The sequence below is a fragment of the Rhizobium sp. CFBP 13644 genome, from assembly GCF_014842165.1.
Classification (GTDB): domain Bacteria; phylum Pseudomonadota; class Alphaproteobacteria; order Rhizobiales; family Rhizobiaceae; genus Agrobacterium; species Agrobacterium tumefaciens_C.
The window spans coordinates 158,036-172,542 of the sequence record NZ_JACYVF010000007.1; the positions used below are offsets into that span (position 1 = coordinate 158,036).

The window sequence follows — 14,507 nt, forward strand, 5'->3', positions numbered from 1 at the left end:
GTGCGATCACAATTCCTGCGTTTGGGCGATAACTGTAATTTCGATCAATGCGTCAAGCACCAGATCGGTGACGATCGTGGTTCTGACAGGAAGATCGCCTTCAGAGAAAAATGTCCGGTATGCCTGATTGAATCCTGCGAAATCATGCTTGCGCACCAAGTAGCAAGTGCAAGAAACAATATCATGGCGCGAGAGACCAATACCGGCCAGCGTAGCCTCTATCCGGTTCAGGGTCGTTTCAGTTTGCTGGGTAATGTCTCCGACGATCTGGCCAGCCGCGTCAAAGCCAAGCTCTCCAGACAGGTAAACAGTGTTGCCGATACGGCGGAGCGACGAAAATGGCAGTGTAGATGTTGTCATTACGATTTGTCTTTCTTGTCTATGTTTTCAAGAAATCTGGCGTTGCGGTAGCGTCCAGCCGCGCTCAGATGTCATTGCGTTCATGATAGCTGTGAAGAAACGCTTCCAGACGGGGGTCGGAAGGATTCCTGAAAATTTCGGACGGACTTCCCGTGGCAACCATTTTGCCGGACACCATGAAGGCCACCTGATCGGCCACATGCGAGGCGAAACCCATTTCATGGGTGACGACAACCATCGTCATACCTTCTGCGGCAAGCGTCTTCATCACCTGCAAAACCTCCCCGATCAGTTCAGGGTCAAGCGCGGAAGTCGGCTCATCGAACAGCATCAAACGGGGTTGGACTGCGATAGCGCGTGCGATTGCCACGCGCTGCTGCTGTCCACCGGACAGGCGGCTGGGATAGTTCTCCGCCTTGTCTGAAAGACCAACCTTGGTTAGTGCTTCCATCGCTTTTTCCTTCGCCTCGCGAGACGACAGACCGCGAACCTGGATAAGAGGCTCTGCAACATTCTGTAGAGCCGTCATATGTGGCCACAGGTTGAACTGCTGGAAGACCATTCCGATCTTGCGGCGCATTTCGCGCAGTCTCGCAGAACACATACGCCGGCCGCCGGGGCTATCATAGCCGACCAGTTCTCCGTCGATACGCACTTCACCGGAGTCATACTGCTCCAGAAAATTGATACAGCGAAGGAGCGTGGATTTGCCTGATCCAGAAGGACCGATAAGGCAGGTCACCTTGCCCGGCGGGACATGAAGCGAGACTTCATGCAGCGCCTTAAAGGTACCAAAGCTTTTTGAAACCTTCAAAAGGTCAGCCGAAGACATGGACATAACGGTTCTCACTTGATCAGGTAATGGGTGACACGCTTCTCGAGCATCCGCCCGAAAAGCGAGATGGCCTCAACGAAAATCCAGAAAAAGAGCGCGAGTGCGATATTCGCTTCAACGAAGGCAAAGGTTTCCGCCGACATGGTCTGCACCTGATACAGGAGTTCCGGCACGGTAACGACGGACAGGATGACGGTTTCCTTTGTGAGGATAATCGCGAAGTTGGTCAAAGCCGGTAGTGTCGAAACCAGCAAGATCGGGATCATGATGCGGCGAACGATGCTTGCTTCCGAAAAGCTCATTGCCCTGGCGGCTTCGATCTGTCCGTGAGGGACCGACTGGAAACCGGCACGGAATATTTCTGCGAAATAGGGGCTGCCATAGATGATCAGACCAACCAGACCGGCTTCAAGACTTCCCAGTCGCAAACCCAGATGTGGACCACCATAATACAACAGAAAGAGCTGTACGAGAAACGGCGTGCCTCGAACGATCTCGATATAGGTTTGCAAAATTGCCCGAATAAAGCCGTTCGAATAGCGTAGTATAATGGCAATCGTGAACCCGACAACTGCACCGCCTATGGTGCCGATTGCCCAACACAAAACCGTCATTGCGAAACCGGATAGGAGCGCCGGACCGTATTCAATGAAGAGGTTGATATCCATCAGATCGCGCTCCTTTTTTCAAGAAAACGCCCAAGCAGCGCGAGCGAAAGATTGATGATGAGGTAGACCGCAGCAGCCGAACTGAAGATTTCAAGCGGGCGATAGGTCGCCGAAGACAAGGCCTGGCTTGTTCTGGTCAACTCTGTGATGCCAACAAGCGAAACCAGTGACGAGGCCTTTACCAGCAAAATAAGTTCGTTGATCAGTGCAGGCAGCGAAATCCTGAAAGCCTGCGGCAGAATGATCCGTGTCCATATCCGTGTTGGAGCAAATCCGAGCGTCACCGCCGCTTCGCGCTGGCCTGGCGGGATAGCGTTGATAGCACCACGCAGATATTCAGCGACATAAGCTGACGAACACAAGCCGACGGTCCCAACGGCAGCCACCATGGCCGGAACGTTCAGACCGATGACGGGAAGCATGTAGTAGAACAGAAGAAGCTGTACGAGCAGCGGCACGCCACGGAAAAAGCTCGTATAGATGGCGCTGGCCGTGCGGATACTGCGAAGTGGCGATATTCTGGCCGCACAGAGTGCCGCACCAAGAACAAGCCCGATGGCCACTCCGAGGACCGACACCAGCAGTGTCAGTCTCGCAGCCCAGAGCAACTGGGGTATATTGTCAATAATGACCTGAAATGAGAACACTGTCGCCTCCCGACTGACGGGCAGCTATGAAGCTGCCCGTGACGAACTCTCTACTACTTGACGTCTGGAAAAGTCTTCGGCAGCTCGATAACCTGTCCGAACCACTTCTTCTGAATGTCGCCAAGTCGTCCGTCGTCCTGCAGTTTGACGAGGATCGTGTTGATTTCATTGACCAGAGCAGCGCTCTTCTCTCCCCTGCGTGCTGCCCAGGCGTAATAGGATTTTTCGCCGAATGGGGGGCTGACTGTCGAGAAGAGTTCGGGACGTTTCGAAGCGGCATAGGCGCCAAGCGGAGCGCCGTTGGCCACAGCATCGATGCGCCCTGCAGCGAGATCGGCATAGGCGTCTTCAGTAGATGCGTATTCCTTGACCGTGACGTCTTTGAGCTTGGCGGCGAAAGACTTCAATTCAGCCAGTTCTGCTGACCCCTTCTGTGCAGCGATTGTCTTGCCTGTGATGTCTTCAGGCTTTGCGATCGTGTCGTCGCCAGTGCGTTTGACCAGCCCGACGGTCGCATCGGAAATCGGCAGGGTGAATGTGTAGCGCTCCATACGCTCATGCGTGATCGTGACCGGAGCATTCGTCATGTCGAATTTGCCAGCTTCCAGACCTGGAAGCACAGCCGTCCACGGAAGGTCTTGATATTCCGGTTTCACACCCAGTTCTGAAGTCACGAGATCGCCCAGATCACGGCAGAAGCCTTCGTACTTCCCATTCACCAGCATATCGAAAGGCGGGTAAAGCATTTCTGTGGCGAAATGGATTTTACCGCTCGCCTTGATGTCTGCCAATTGGTCGGCATGCACCGATGAGAAACCGATGGTGACTCCGGCAAGGCAGACTGCCGCAGTTTTCACGAATGTTGAAATGCCCATTATGGCGCTCCTTATTGTTATCAGGGCACTGACGCATCACTTCGCGCGCCCCTATTCGCGAAATGGTCTTTCTCAAAAAAATCACTTTCCTTTTCCCAGAATGATTTTTTTGTTCACTGGCCAATTGATATTATGTATATACTTATTATTCTGTCAATGATGTATTTCGTACTTCGCAGTTATCCTCGGCACACGGCATGGATGAGAGCGTGGATGGCGAAACCAAATGGTGTGGCAGACAATGGTGCTGCTTCACATGGGAGTGCATCGGAATGAAGAACCGGAACGTCATCTTGTGGAAGGTACAGACATGTCACTAATCGAGGAAAATGCTCTCAAGTCCCGCTCGGAAGTCGCGGCACTTCCTGTCTACAATGCCGGAATAACGGCCTCGGTCGCCAGGCAGGTCAGCGGGAGGCAAGATATTGCAGCGCTTGCAAGTAACGAAAACCCCTATGGCGTTTCGCCTGCCGTGACCGCAGTCCTGACTTCGATAGATCCGTCTCGCTATAGTGATTCCGCCGCAGTCACGCTGCGTCATGCCTTGTCAGAGAAACTCGGCGTTGGAATTGAACGGATTACGTGCGGGAACGGGTCGGAGGAACTGATTGCAGCCCTCTGCCGCGCTTATCTGCAAAAAGGTGATGTCGTCCTGACGGTATCTCCCAGCTTCGGGCTTCACGAGATCGAGCCGATGGCGGCAGGTGCACAGGTCATCAAAGTGCCGATGACCGATAAGCTCGAATTTGATATCGATGCTCTGGAAGAGCAGCTTGCCCGGCGACCGAAGATCGCTTTCATCTCCTCGCCGTCAAATCCTGTTGGTGTAGCGCTTGCACTGCCTGTACTCGAACGACTTCTGGCCGCCACGCTTCCCGGAACACTTTTTGTTCTGGACGAGGCCTACTTCGAACTCATCGATTCTGACTATCCCGATGGTTTGAAGGTGCTGGAGAACCGACCGGGCCTGTCCTGGGTCGTTCTACGCACTTTTTCCAAGGCCTATGGTCTGGCGGGCCTGCGGGTAGGATATGGCATTGCTTCCGATGCCGGGATTGCCCGCGCCATGCGTTCCACCCTTACGCCATTTAACGTCAACTCCGTTGCACAGGCGGCGGCTACCGCTGCCTTGCAGGATGAAGACTGGATGCGCAACGCCACAGCAAGGATCAAGGCTGACCGGGTAGTTCTCACGGAACGCTTGCGTAAAATGGGCGTCCGCGTTGTGCCGTCCCAGACCAACTTCCTGTTTCTCGATCTCGGTAGAGAAGCGGCACCCGTAGCGAAAGCCTTGCTTCAAAAGGGAATAATCGTCAAACCTTGGATGGAGGCGAATTATACCAATTTTCTGCGAGTGAGCATTGGAACCGCAAAGAATAATGAGAGATTTGCACAGGAACTCGAGCCGATCCTCGCACGAACTTAGTCACAAGATATGACGATGCCGAAAAAGGATACTGCCTTGAAAAAACGTCCCCTTGGCCGCGCTGCGGCCATTGGATTGACCCGCGAGCGCATCGTTGAGGAAGCCATCGCCCTCATCGATGATGAGGGTTTGACCGGATTTTCGGTGCGTGCGCTTGCGCGCCGCCTGCACGTCTATCCAACGGCTTTGTATTGGCATGTCGGTGGCGCGAAGGCTGATCTTTTCGCTGAGATATCAGGGTCACTGACAGCAACCCTGGTCAAGCCGGATGAGGTTTCGGACGATTGGCGCGAAACGATCCGGATATTGTTCCGGCGCTTTCGCGCGCGCATTCATCAGCACCCACGGGCAGCACCTTTATTGGGGCCGCATATTCGCTCCAATGGAGCACCAAACGCTCCCTGGGTTGAAGTCATCCTGCACGCATTGACCAAAGCAGGTTTTGACGGACAGAGTCTGGTCAACGCCTTCAATGCCGTCGTCGGTGCGCTTGAAGGTTACGTCACCATCGAGCTTGCGGCAGACAGTGCAATTGCGGGGTCGGAGTGGGTAACAGCCTTTGATAAAGGGCTGGAAGACCTCGACCAGAAGGAATTTCCGCTTGTTACACAACATCTTCCCCAGATGTACAATCGGGCATTCGTCATGCGCTGGCAAAATGGCGAATCCGCCCCTCTGGATGATGGATATGACTTTCTGCTCGAAACGCTCATTCTGGGGCTCGACGCACAAGTCAAACATAACCGGGAACGGGAAACGAAACCACGGATCCGGAGTGTATGAGGTTCGAAGCAGGCCGATTCCGGCACTCAGACGGGGATGATGCGGATGAGGTAGGCATCGACCGTCATACTGGACGTGATTGTGACAGTGCTTTCCAATATGCCGCAATCGCGCGCGCCAAGCTCTTGTGCATGATCCCCATGGTCGATCCGCAGATGGCCGAGCGAAAGAAGCAGCGTGACGCCATTTTTGGCATGGATTTGGTGCTTGCCATCGAATGTCCGGCGCTCGACCTTATGCGTCCATTGTCCCCGCCGGGTCATGATGTTGAGATCAACGATGGCGCCTGAAACAAGACGTGCGGACGTCGAAGCATCAGCCGGAAAGGCCAATGGTTCCGATGCCCAGGTTAACACTATGGGTTCCCGTCCGGCAATGTCCAACTCCATCCCTTCGCCCTCAAGGATCGAAAGGGTGCGATCGATTCCGGAAAATACGGAGAAAGGCCCGTCGCTGGCGACCTTTGCCATGCTGACGCGCCAGCCAAATTCAGACAGATCGGCCTGCGGTGGAAACACTGCGATCTCTGTTGTTTCGCCGCCCCCGTTCTTCCACGGCATGCGTCGGTGGTCCTTGTTGCGCAATATCTTCACGGCAGCGCCTCACATGTTTTGAAATGGGCGGCCGGGCTTCGAACCATCGCTCGAAGCCCGGATTTTAACTCACTATTTTTGCGCATGTCGTGACGGCGAAATCGCTGCACACTTTTGCGCGACATGCTTTAGTTGTTTAGTTACCGAGAATACCCGGCAGACGCAGTCCCTTCTCCTTTGCGCAATCAAGCGCGATGTCATAGCCCGCATCGGCGTGACGCATGACGCCAGTGGCGGGATCGTTCCAGAGAACTCGGTCGAGACGGCGCGCTGCATCGTCTGTGCCATCGGCGCAGATGACGACGCCCGAATGCTGGGAAAAGCCCATGCCGACACCGCCGCCATGGTGCAACGAAACCCATGTTGCACCGGATGCGGTGTTCAGCAGCGCGTTGAGTAGCGGCCAATCCGAGACAGCATCCGAACCGTCCTTCATCGCTTCCGTTTCGCGGTTCGGCGAGGCGACGGAGCCTGAATCGAGATGGTCACGACCGATGACGACCGGAGCGGAGAGTTCGCCGCTTCTGACCATTTCGTTGAAAGCCAGACCCAGGCGGTGACGATCGCCGAGACCAACCCAGCAAATGCGCGCAGGAAGGCCCTGGAAGGCGATGCGTTCAGCTGCCATATCCAGCCAGTTGTGAAGGTGCTTGTTCCCCGGTGTCAGTTCCTTGACCTTGGCATCCGTCTTGCGGATATCTTCCGGATCGCCAGACAGGGCCGCCCAGCGGAACGGACCAATGCCACGGCAAAACAGCGGGCGGATATAGGCAGGCACGAAGCCCGGAAATGCGAAGGCGTTTTCCAGACCCTCTTCCTTGGCGACCTGACGGATGTTGTTGCCGTAGTCGAAGGTCGGAATGCCCATATCCTGAAAGGCGATCATGGCCTCGACATGTTCGCGCATCGAGGTGCGTGCGGCCTTTTCGACGGCCTTCGGATCACTTACGCGCTTCTCCTTCCACTGCGCCATCGTCCAGCCCTTCGGCAGATAGCCGTTGATTGGGTCGTGCGCGGAAGTCTGGTCAGTGACCATATCAGGGCGAATGCCACGGCGAACCATTTCGGGTAGAATTTCTGCGGCGTTGCCGAGCAGACCAACGGACTTGGCTTCACCAGCCTTGGTCCAGCGGTCAATCATTGCCAGCGCTTCATCGAGCGTTTCGGCCTTTTCGTCGATGTAGCGGGTACGCAGACGGAAATCGATCGAGTCCGGGTTGCACTCGATGGCAAGGCACGAGGCACCAGCCATGACGGCTGCGAGTGGCTGTGCGCCACCCATTCCGCCGAGGCCACCGGTCACGACCCATTTGCCCTTGAGGTCGCCATTATAATGTTGGCGGCCCGCTTCTACAAAGGTTTCATAAGTGCCCTGCACAATGCCCTGGCTGCCGATATAGATCCAGGATCCCGCAGTCATCTGGCCATACATTGCCAGACCCTTCTTATCCAGTTCATTGAAATAGTCCCAGGTCGCCCAGTGCGGCACGAGGTTGGAATTGGCGATCAGCACGCGTGGCGCATCCTTATGGGTGCGGAACACGCCCACAGGTTTACCGGACTGTACCATCAAGGTTTCGTCCTCGTTGAGGTCGCGCAGCGTTTCGACGATCTTGTCGAAATCCGCCCAAGTGCGGGCCGCACGACCGATGCCGCCGTAAACCACCAGCTCATGTGGGTTTTCTGCAACCTCTGGATCGAGATTGTTCATCAGCATGCGAAGCGGCGCTTCGGTCATCCAGGATTTTGCGGTTAGTTCAGTGCCGCGAGCGGCTCTGACGTCGCGGATATTGTGACGAGGATTGGTCATTTTGTTCCCCTTTTGGTGTGTGCCAATGTCAGCGCTGCGGTTTCGATGCGCGTGAGAATGTCTTTGAGGTGAATGCGAAGTTTGTTCGCTTTGCTTTTGTCATAGGCGAAAGGCGTCGTCTCGGTGATCAGATGGGTGGCTTGCGCCAGTTCCATCTGGATTGCGTGGATGCCGGTTTCCGGCTGGCCGTAATGCCGCGTTGTCCAGCCTCCCTTGAAGCGACCGTTGAGAATGCTGCTATAGCCCTGTGCATTCGAAACGACATCGACGGTTGCAGCCTGAAGTGTCTGATCGCAGGTCTTGCCCATATCGGTTCCGATGTTGAAATCGGGCAATGTGCCTTCGAACAGAAACGGAATGCCAGACCGGATCGAATGGCAGTCATAGAGCACGGCTATGCCGTGGATTGCCTTGACCCGCTCGATTTCGGAAGAAAGGGCAGCGTGGTAAGGCGCATGGAAATCCGCCAACCGGTCTGCAACATCCTCTTCACCCGGCTCCTCGCCATCCTTCCAGATTGGACGGCCATCGAAATCCGTACTAGGAACAAGCCCGGTCGTGTTCTGACCGGGATAAAGACTGTTCCCGGCCGGGTCACGATTGGCATCGATGACATAGCGATGGAATGTGGCGCGCACCGTCGTCACATCCGGCAACAGGCCATCGTAGAGATGATGGATATGCCAGTCGGTGTCGGCGAGAACCCGTCCGTTGTCGTTTAGCCGCTCCCATATCGCGGGCGGAACATCCGTACCGGTGTGGGGAAAGCCAAGAATAACGGGGGAGCTACCCTGTCTGACTTCAAACGCGCTCACCTCACGCCTCCAGAACCGGAAGAATACCGCCGGAAACCGCAGCGTTGAGCGCACCGGTCGCAACAAGCTCGCTTGCTGCCTTGAGGTCTGTTGCCATGTAGCGGTCGACGTCCAGTGTCGGAACAACCTTGCGAATTACCGCGATGGCATTGGTCAGTTCCGGGCTTGTGGCGAGGGGGCTGCGGAAATCGATACCCTGGGCGGCGGTCAGCGCCTCGATGCCGATGATTGCAAACAGGTTGTCGGTCATCTGCAACAGGCGACGCGCGCCGTGGCAGGCCATGGAAACGTGGTCTTCCTGGTTTGCCGAGGTCGGAGTGGAGTCAACCGATGCCGGATGCGACATCTGCTTGTTTTCAGACATCAGCGCTGCCGATGTCACTTCGGCAATCATCAGGCCGGAGTTGAGGCCGGGTGTTTTGGCAAGGAATGCCGGCAGGCCGTAGGAGAGTGCCGGATCGACCAGCAACGCGATACGCCGCTGGGCAATGGCACCGATTTCGCAGATGGCAAGCGCGATCTGGTCTGCCGCAAAGGCCACAGGCTCGGCATGGAAGTTGCCGCCGGAGACCACCGAGTTATCGGACAGAACCAGCGGATTGTCTGTCACCGCATTGGCTTCGATTTCGAGTGTGCGGGCAACAGAGCGCAGGAGATCAAGGCATGCGCCATCAACCTGTGGCTGGCAGCGGATGCAATAGGGGTCCTGAACCCGCTCGTCGCCTTCGATATGGCTATCGCGGATAACCGATCCTTTGAGCAGATCACGTAGCGCCGATGCCGCATCGATCTGACCCTTGTGGCCGCGCAGGGTGTGAATATCGGGGTGGAACGGCGCCGAAGAACCCATGGCGGCGTCCGTGGAAAGCGCACCAGTAACCAGCGCCGATTGTGCAGCACGATGAGCGCGGAACAGGCCAGCCAATGCGAGAGCTGTAGAGACCTGCGTGCCGTTGATCAGCGCAAGACCCTCCTTGGCTGCCAGCACGACAGGCTTCAGGCCAGCGCGTTCAAGTGCTGTGCTTCCGTCAAGCTGTTCCCCGTTGAAGAATGCTTCCCCTTCGCCCATCATGACCGCTGCCATATGAGCCAGTGGAGCGAGGTCGCCGGAAGCGCCGACGGAACCCTTTTCAGGTATAACCGGAATGACGCCCTTTTCGAGCATGCTTTCAATCAGCCGGACAAGTTCAAGACGTGTGCCAGATGCGCCACGACCGAGCGAAACAAGCTTCAGGGCCATGATCAGACGAACGATGTTCTCGGCAAGCGGCTGGCCCACGCCACAGCAATGCGAGAGAATAAGGTTACGCTGCAGAATAGCCACATCGGCGGCGTCGATCTTGATGCTCGCCAGTTTGCCGAAGCCCGTATTGATGCCATAGACGGGCGCGTTTCCGGCGGCGATCTCGGCGATGCGGGCCGCTGCCTTTTCGATACCCTTGTCGAACGCCGGGTCAAGCCGTGCCGGTTCTCCGGTCCAGTATATGGTCTCAAGGGTCGAAAGCGGGACAGAGCCCGGCTGAAGAATTAGTGTCAATTTTGACGTCCTCACCAATACACGGGATTTAGACCGTGTGCCTCAAATTCAGTGTCCGTTGCGTATGCGAGCATGCAGCGGGTTAAAGCCCATGCGGTAGACGAGTTCTGCCGGCCGCCCGATATTCCAGATGGCGAAATCGGCCCATTTTCCGCTCTCCAGCGTCCCAACTTCGTCAACAAGACCCAATGCGCGCGCCGCCTCCCGCGTCACGCCGGCAATACATTCAGTCACCGTCATGCCGAACAGTGTCGCTGCCATGTTCATGGTCAGGAGCAGCGAGGTCAGCGGCGAGGTGCCAGGATTGTTGTCGGTGGCGATTGCCATGGCAACGCCCGCCTTGCGGAACAGATCAATCGGCGGCTTCTTCGTCTCGCGAATGAAGTAGAAAGCGCCAGGCAGAATGACGGCAACTGTACCGCTCTTCGCCATTGCCTCTGCGCCCGCCTCATCTGTGTATTCCAGATGATCCGCCGACAGCGCACCATATTCTGCAGCAAGCGCTGCGCCATGCAGATTGGAAAGCTGGTCAGCATGCAGCTTCACCGGCAGACCGTGGACCTTTGCGGCGTCGAACACCAGCCGCATCTCATCGGTCGAAAAAGCGATGCCTTCACAGAAACCATCAACCGCATCGGCAAGGCCCTCTGCCGCAATGGCGGGCATCATCTCGTTGATGACTTTTGCGATATAACCTGCCTTGTTGTCCTTGAACTCCGGCGGCAAAGCGTGCGCACCGAGGAAGGTCGTGCGAACCCCAACGTTGCGCTCTTCACTCAATCGCCGTGCGGCACGCAGGGCCTTTGCTTCGTTCTCAAGGTTCAGGCCATAGCCGGATTTGACTTCTATAGTGGTCACACCCTCAGCGATCAGCGCGTCCACCCTTGGCAGCGCCTGCGCAACCAGTTCGTCCTCGCTGGCTTGGCGCAGTGAGCGGACGGAGGAAACGATACCACCTCCGGCGCGGGCCACCTCTTCATAGGTGGCGCCGGAAAGGCGCATTTCAAACTCGTTGGCACGATCGCCCGCATGGACGAGATGCGTATGGCAATCGATCAGGCCGGGCGTGATCCAGCGTCCGCCGCAATCGATGATTTCTGCCGCATGATCAATGGGGAAAGGCAGATTTTCTTCAGCGCCGACATAAAGAATGCGACCATCCTGAACGGCAATGACACCGTTTTCAACGAGACCAAGCCCCGGTAATACCGGGTTCAGCGTTGCAAGTCGGGCATTGCACCACAGGCGATCACAGGCTTTTGACGGCTGACTGTCCGGTGTCGATTTTGTCGAAGACATCGCTTTCTGGCCTTTCCTTTTCGTGTTATTATGTATAGACATAATAGGGGTGGGCGCAAGTAGTTTTTTAGCATAAGCGATCAGGAAGGGATGAGACCATGACGAGCATTCATGTGAAATCGGCTCTGATGCCAGCGGGATGGCAGAAGAATGTGCGGCTCGATATTAAGGATAGCCAGATCGTTTCCGTTGAGACGGACGCTGCGGCGCAGCCAGGTGACGAGCAGCATGATATCCTGGTGCCGGGCATGCCGAATTTGCACAGCCACGCATTTCAGCGCGGAATGGCAGGCCTTGCCGAAACCCGCGGTTCCGGTGCCGACAGCTTCTGGAGCTGGCGCAATGTGATGTACCGCTTTGCGCTATCGATGACGCCGGATCATGTCGAAGCTGTTGCTAGTCAGCTCTATATGGAAATGCTGGAAGCAGGCTTTTCGCGCGTCGGCGAATTCCATTATTTGCACCACGATATTGATGGCCGCCCTTATTCGGACATTTCTGAAATGGCGCAGCGGATCGCCGCGGCAGCCTCCCATACGGGGATCGGTCTGACGCTGCTTCCGGTTTTCTATGCCCATTCGACTTTCGGCGGCGCGGCGCCCAACGAAGGCCAACGGCGGTTTATCAACACTGTTGAAAGTTTTGAGCGACTGCTCGATGGTTGTCATAACGCGGTAAGGGCGCTGCCGGATGGTCGTGTCGGCGTAGCTCCGCATAGTCTGCGCGCGGTCACACCTGACGAGCTTGCTGCGGTCGTTGCAATGACGAAAGACGGGCCGATCCATATCCACGTCGCCGAGCAGGTCAAGGAAGTTGAGGATTGTATAGCCTGGTCCGGTGCACGGCCGGTGGAATGGCTGCTCGACAGTGTCGGACTGGATGGCCGCTGGTGCCTGATCCATGCGACCCATATGACCGATGACGAAACACGCCGGATGGCTGAGAGCAAGGCAATCGCTGGACTATGTCCGATCACTGAAGCCAATCTTGGCGATGGTACGTTCAACGCCCTTGTGTTTGGCGAAGCAGGTGGCAAGTTTGGAATTGGCTCGGATTCGAATGTCCTGATAGGTCTGCCAGAAGAACTGCGTCAGCTTGAATATTCCCAGCGTCTGGCCCATCGCTCCCGCAATGTTTTAGCGGCGCCCGGTCAATCGACCGGGCGTGCCCTGTTTGACGGCGCCGTTGACGGCGGCGGCATTGCGATGGCTGCCAAGACCGGGATCGCAGTCGGCCATTCGGCCGATTTTGTCAGCTTAGCGGTGCCGGATGGCGATGTTGTTAAGGATTTGGTACTGGACTCATGGCTCTTCGCCAGCGGCACAAAGCCCGACAGCGTCTGGGTCGGTGGGCGCAAGCAGGTTGAAGGAGGTCGCCACCACGATCGCGACGCGATATCGGCAAAATTTCGCAGAGCAATGCGCGAGCTTTTGGCCTAAGAGCCTGACTTCCCCGGCCTTCGTTTTCTGGCATGCGGTGCCGATAAGTTTCTGCTAGGACCACACAGGACTTATTTGAGGTGATATTGTGGTAAAATTGCAGGATACAGGCCGTGCTGTCGGTGTACCGATTGCGGAAAGTACTGGCGGGCTGTCGCTGTACCAGCGGATCCTCATCGATATTGAAGATCGGATTTTGTCCGGAGAATGGCAGCCAGGGTTCCGCATTCCTTTTGAGGTCGATTTGGCCGAGCAGTACAAATGCTCGCGAATGACCGTAAACAAGGCGCTGACACAGCTTGTAAAGAACAGGATGATTGAGCGCCGCCGCAAGTCGGGCAGCTATGTGATGCAGCCGCAGGCGCAATCTGCGGTGCTCGAGATTCGAGACATCAAGCAGGAGGTCCAGTCGCTTGGCTTTGCATATTGTTACCAGTTGTTGAGCCGGACCCGCCGTCGCAGCACCATTGACGACAAGCTGAAGCTCAGCCTAACTGCAATTGCTTCCATCCTGGAGGTGAGTTGCACGCATTTCGGCGGCACACGACCATTTTGCTTTGAACAACGTTTGATCAATCTGACGGCTGTGCCGGATGCAGCGGCGGAAAAATTCGAGGATGAAGCGCCCGGTCCATGGCTTTTGAATCGCGTGCCTTGGAGTGGAGCTGAGCACACGATCCGAGCAATTGCTGCCGATGAGACTATTGCAGCAGCTCTGGCCACCCCGATCGGCACTCCGTGTTTGACGGTCGACCGACGGACATGGAGCAATGGCTCCTATGTCACGCATGTCCGCCTGATCTACCCAGGCGAGCGGCATGCTCTAACTGCGAATTTCGCACCGTCACAGCCGAAATGACACGATACTGCGTTTGAAATCCGTTCAACTTGATTTTCTGTTGCCCCACGTGGCCCCTCAGGAGGTGCTAGCACGGGGATGTTGTACTCAAACGGGATTAGAAACACGCCCGTGATGATAACGCAGGTCATTCCGCTTGTGACAGGCATATTCCGCGCGTGTCCTCGTAGGTAGTCCAAAACCGATCGTCGTTACTTCAACGGCACTGAAAACAGATAGGTAGTCATTCCCCAAGAAAGGGCGTCGCGCGGGATTGAACGGAACCATCGCCAGGCCGATGATGATCGTCGTAACGACGGAGACATGGAGTACGTGTGATATCCGATCAAGGACGCGTGGCAGCCGATGGCTTCGATATAGTGAATAGCGACCATCAGGATGGTAAACACAACATCCTCGATATGAGAATCTACGTCACGCGGTACTGTCCGTTCACAGCGGTCTCACGGCTTTTGGGTGGTCGATTTTTTCTTCAGTTTCGCCCGGTCGGATGGAAGTGCCTTCCTGCACTGTTACAGATCGGTGAAACCCCAATTTCGCGATGGCGTCGACGAATCCGCT

14 protein-coding genes are annotated in these 14,507 nt (G+C 56.1%); 4 read left to right on the top strand and 10 right to left on the bottom strand.

Going from position 1 to position 14,507, the window contains the following annotated elements; all coding sequences use genetic code 11:
• Positions 1–6: 6 nt before the first annotated feature.
• The 5 genes from IFT53_RS17450 to IFT53_RS17470 form a co-directional block, all read right to left on the bottom strand.
• Complete coding sequence (locus IFT53_RS17450; protein ID WP_192068171.1) at positions 7–360, bottom strand: RidA family protein; 354 nt, start codon at positions 358–360, stop codon at positions 7–9.
• A 64-nt stretch (positions 361–424) separates the two neighbouring features.
• Positions 425–1,198 (bottom strand): amino acid ABC transporter ATP-binding protein, encoded by a 774-nt coding sequence (locus IFT53_RS17455; RefSeq protein ID WP_192068172.1) that lies wholly within the window; start codon positions 1,196–1,198, stop codon positions 425–427.
• Between the two features lie 8 nt (positions 1,199–1,206).
• Positions 1,207–1,863, bottom strand: coding sequence for an amino acid ABC transporter permease (locus tag IFT53_RS17460; RefSeq protein WP_192068174.1), 657 nt, complete (start codon positions 1,861–1,863; stop codon positions 1,207–1,209).
• Positions 1,863–2,510 (bottom strand): amino acid ABC transporter permease, encoded by a 648-nt coding sequence (locus tag IFT53_RS17465; protein WP_192068176.1) that lies wholly within the window; start codon positions 2,508–2,510, stop codon positions 1,863–1,865. Before IFT53_RS17465 ends, IFT53_RS17460 begins: the two co-directional genes overlap by 1 nt.
• 53 nt (positions 2,511–2,563) lie before the next feature.
• Positions 2,564–3,385 carry a transporter substrate-binding domain-containing protein gene (locus IFT53_RS17470; RefSeq protein WP_192068178.1) on the bottom strand — a complete coding sequence of 274 codons (822 nt, stop codon included), beginning with the start codon at positions 3,383–3,385 and terminating at the stop codon, positions 2,564–2,566.
• Between the two features lie 226 nt (positions 3,386–3,611).
• Here IFT53_RS17470 and hisC point away from each other — a divergent pair, with 226 nt between their 5' ends.
• Both hisC and IFT53_RS17480 read left to right on the top strand, forming a co-directional pair.
• Positions 3,612–4,811 (top strand): histidinol-phosphate transaminase, encoded by a 1,200-nt coding sequence (gene hisC / locus IFT53_RS17475; protein ID WP_244656548.1) that lies wholly within the window; start codon positions 3,612–3,614, stop codon positions 4,809–4,811.
• A gap of 36 nt (positions 4,812–4,847) precedes the next feature.
• Positions 4,848–5,594 (top strand): TetR/AcrR family transcriptional regulator, encoded by a 747-nt coding sequence (locus IFT53_RS17480; protein ID WP_197980286.1) that lies wholly within the window; start codon positions 4,848–4,850, stop codon positions 5,592–5,594.
• Positions 5,595–5,620: 26 nt separating this feature from the next.
• Here IFT53_RS17480 and IFT53_RS17485 read toward each other — a convergent pair whose 3' ends face one another.
• The 5 genes from IFT53_RS17485 to hutI all read right to left on the bottom strand — a co-directional run bounded on the left by IFT53_RS17485 (position 5,621) and on the right by hutI (position 11,648).
• Complete coding sequence (locus IFT53_RS17485; protein WP_192068183.1) at positions 5,621–6,187, bottom strand: HutD family protein; 567 nt, start codon at positions 6,185–6,187, stop codon at positions 5,621–5,623.
• Between the two features lie 136 nt (positions 6,188–6,323).
• A complete protein-coding gene (hutU, locus tag IFT53_RS17490) occupies positions 6,324–7,997 on the bottom strand; it encodes a urocanate hydratase (RefSeq protein ID WP_192068184.1) in 1,674 nt (557 codons plus the stop codon).
• Entirely contained in the window at positions 7,994–8,812 is an 819-nt protein-coding gene (gene hutG, locus IFT53_RS17495; protein ID WP_192068186.1) for an N-formylglutamate deformylase, read from the bottom strand. The genes hutU and hutG overlap by 4 nt, the downstream gene beginning before the upstream one ends.
• Position 8,813: 1 nt before the next feature.
• Positions 8,814–10,349 (bottom strand): histidine ammonia-lyase, encoded by a 1,536-nt coding sequence (hutH, locus tag IFT53_RS17500; protein WP_192068188.1) that lies wholly within the window; start codon positions 10,347–10,349, stop codon positions 8,814–8,816.
• Between the two features lie 48 nt (positions 10,350–10,397).
• A complete protein-coding gene (gene hutI / locus IFT53_RS17505; protein WP_192068189.1) occupies positions 10,398–11,648 on the bottom strand; it encodes an imidazolonepropionase in 1,251 nt (416 codons plus the stop codon).
• A gap of 98 nt (positions 11,649–11,746) precedes the next feature.
• On the opposite strand from hutI, the gene IFT53_RS17510 reads away from it, so the two are divergent.
• Both IFT53_RS17510 and hutC read left to right on the top strand, forming a co-directional pair.
• A complete protein-coding gene (locus tag IFT53_RS17510) occupies positions 11,747–13,087 on the top strand; it encodes a formimidoylglutamate deiminase (protein WP_192068191.1) in 1,341 nt (446 codons plus the stop codon).
• A gap of 88 nt (positions 13,088–13,175) precedes the next feature.
• The gene (gene hutC, locus IFT53_RS17515; RefSeq protein WP_446737689.1) at positions 13,176–13,946 is read left to right on the top strand and encodes a histidine utilization repressor; all 771 of its coding nucleotides are present in this window, start codon (positions 13,176–13,178) and stop codon (positions 13,944–13,946) included.
• The last annotated feature ends 561 nt before the right edge of the window (positions 13,947–14,507 follow it).

Bases quoted from the DNA above. Each gene is read 5' to 3' on its own strand.
- hisC (WP_244656548.1), top strand. From the start codon at position 3,612: ATGGTGTGGCAGACAATGGTGCTGCTTCACATGGGAGTGCATCGGAAT.
- hutU (WP_192068184.1), bottom strand. From the start codon at position 7,997: ATGACCAATCCTCGTCACAATATCCGCGACGTCAGAGCCGCTCGCGGC.
- IFT53_RS17450 (WP_192068171.1), bottom strand. From the start codon at position 360: ATGACAACATCTACACTGCCATTTTCGTCGCTCCGCCGTATCGGCAAC.
- IFT53_RS17455 (WP_192068172.1), bottom strand. From the start codon at position 1,198: ATGTCCATGTCTTCGGCTGACCTTTTGAAGGTTTCAAAAAGCTTTGGT.
- IFT53_RS17470 (WP_192068178.1), bottom strand. From the start codon at position 3,385: ATGGGCATTTCAACATTCGTGAAAACTGCGGCAGTCTGCCTTGCCGGA.
- hutI (WP_192068189.1), bottom strand. From the start codon at position 11,648: ATGTCTTCGACAAAATCGACACCGGACAGTCAGCCGTCAAAAGCCTGT.
- IFT53_RS17460 (WP_192068174.1), bottom strand. From the start codon at position 1,863: ATGGATATCAACCTCTTCATTGAATACGGTCCGGCGCTCCTATCCGGT.
- IFT53_RS17510 (WP_192068191.1), top strand. From the start codon at position 11,747: ATGACGAGCATTCATGTGAAATCGGCTCTGATGCCAGCGGGATGGCAG.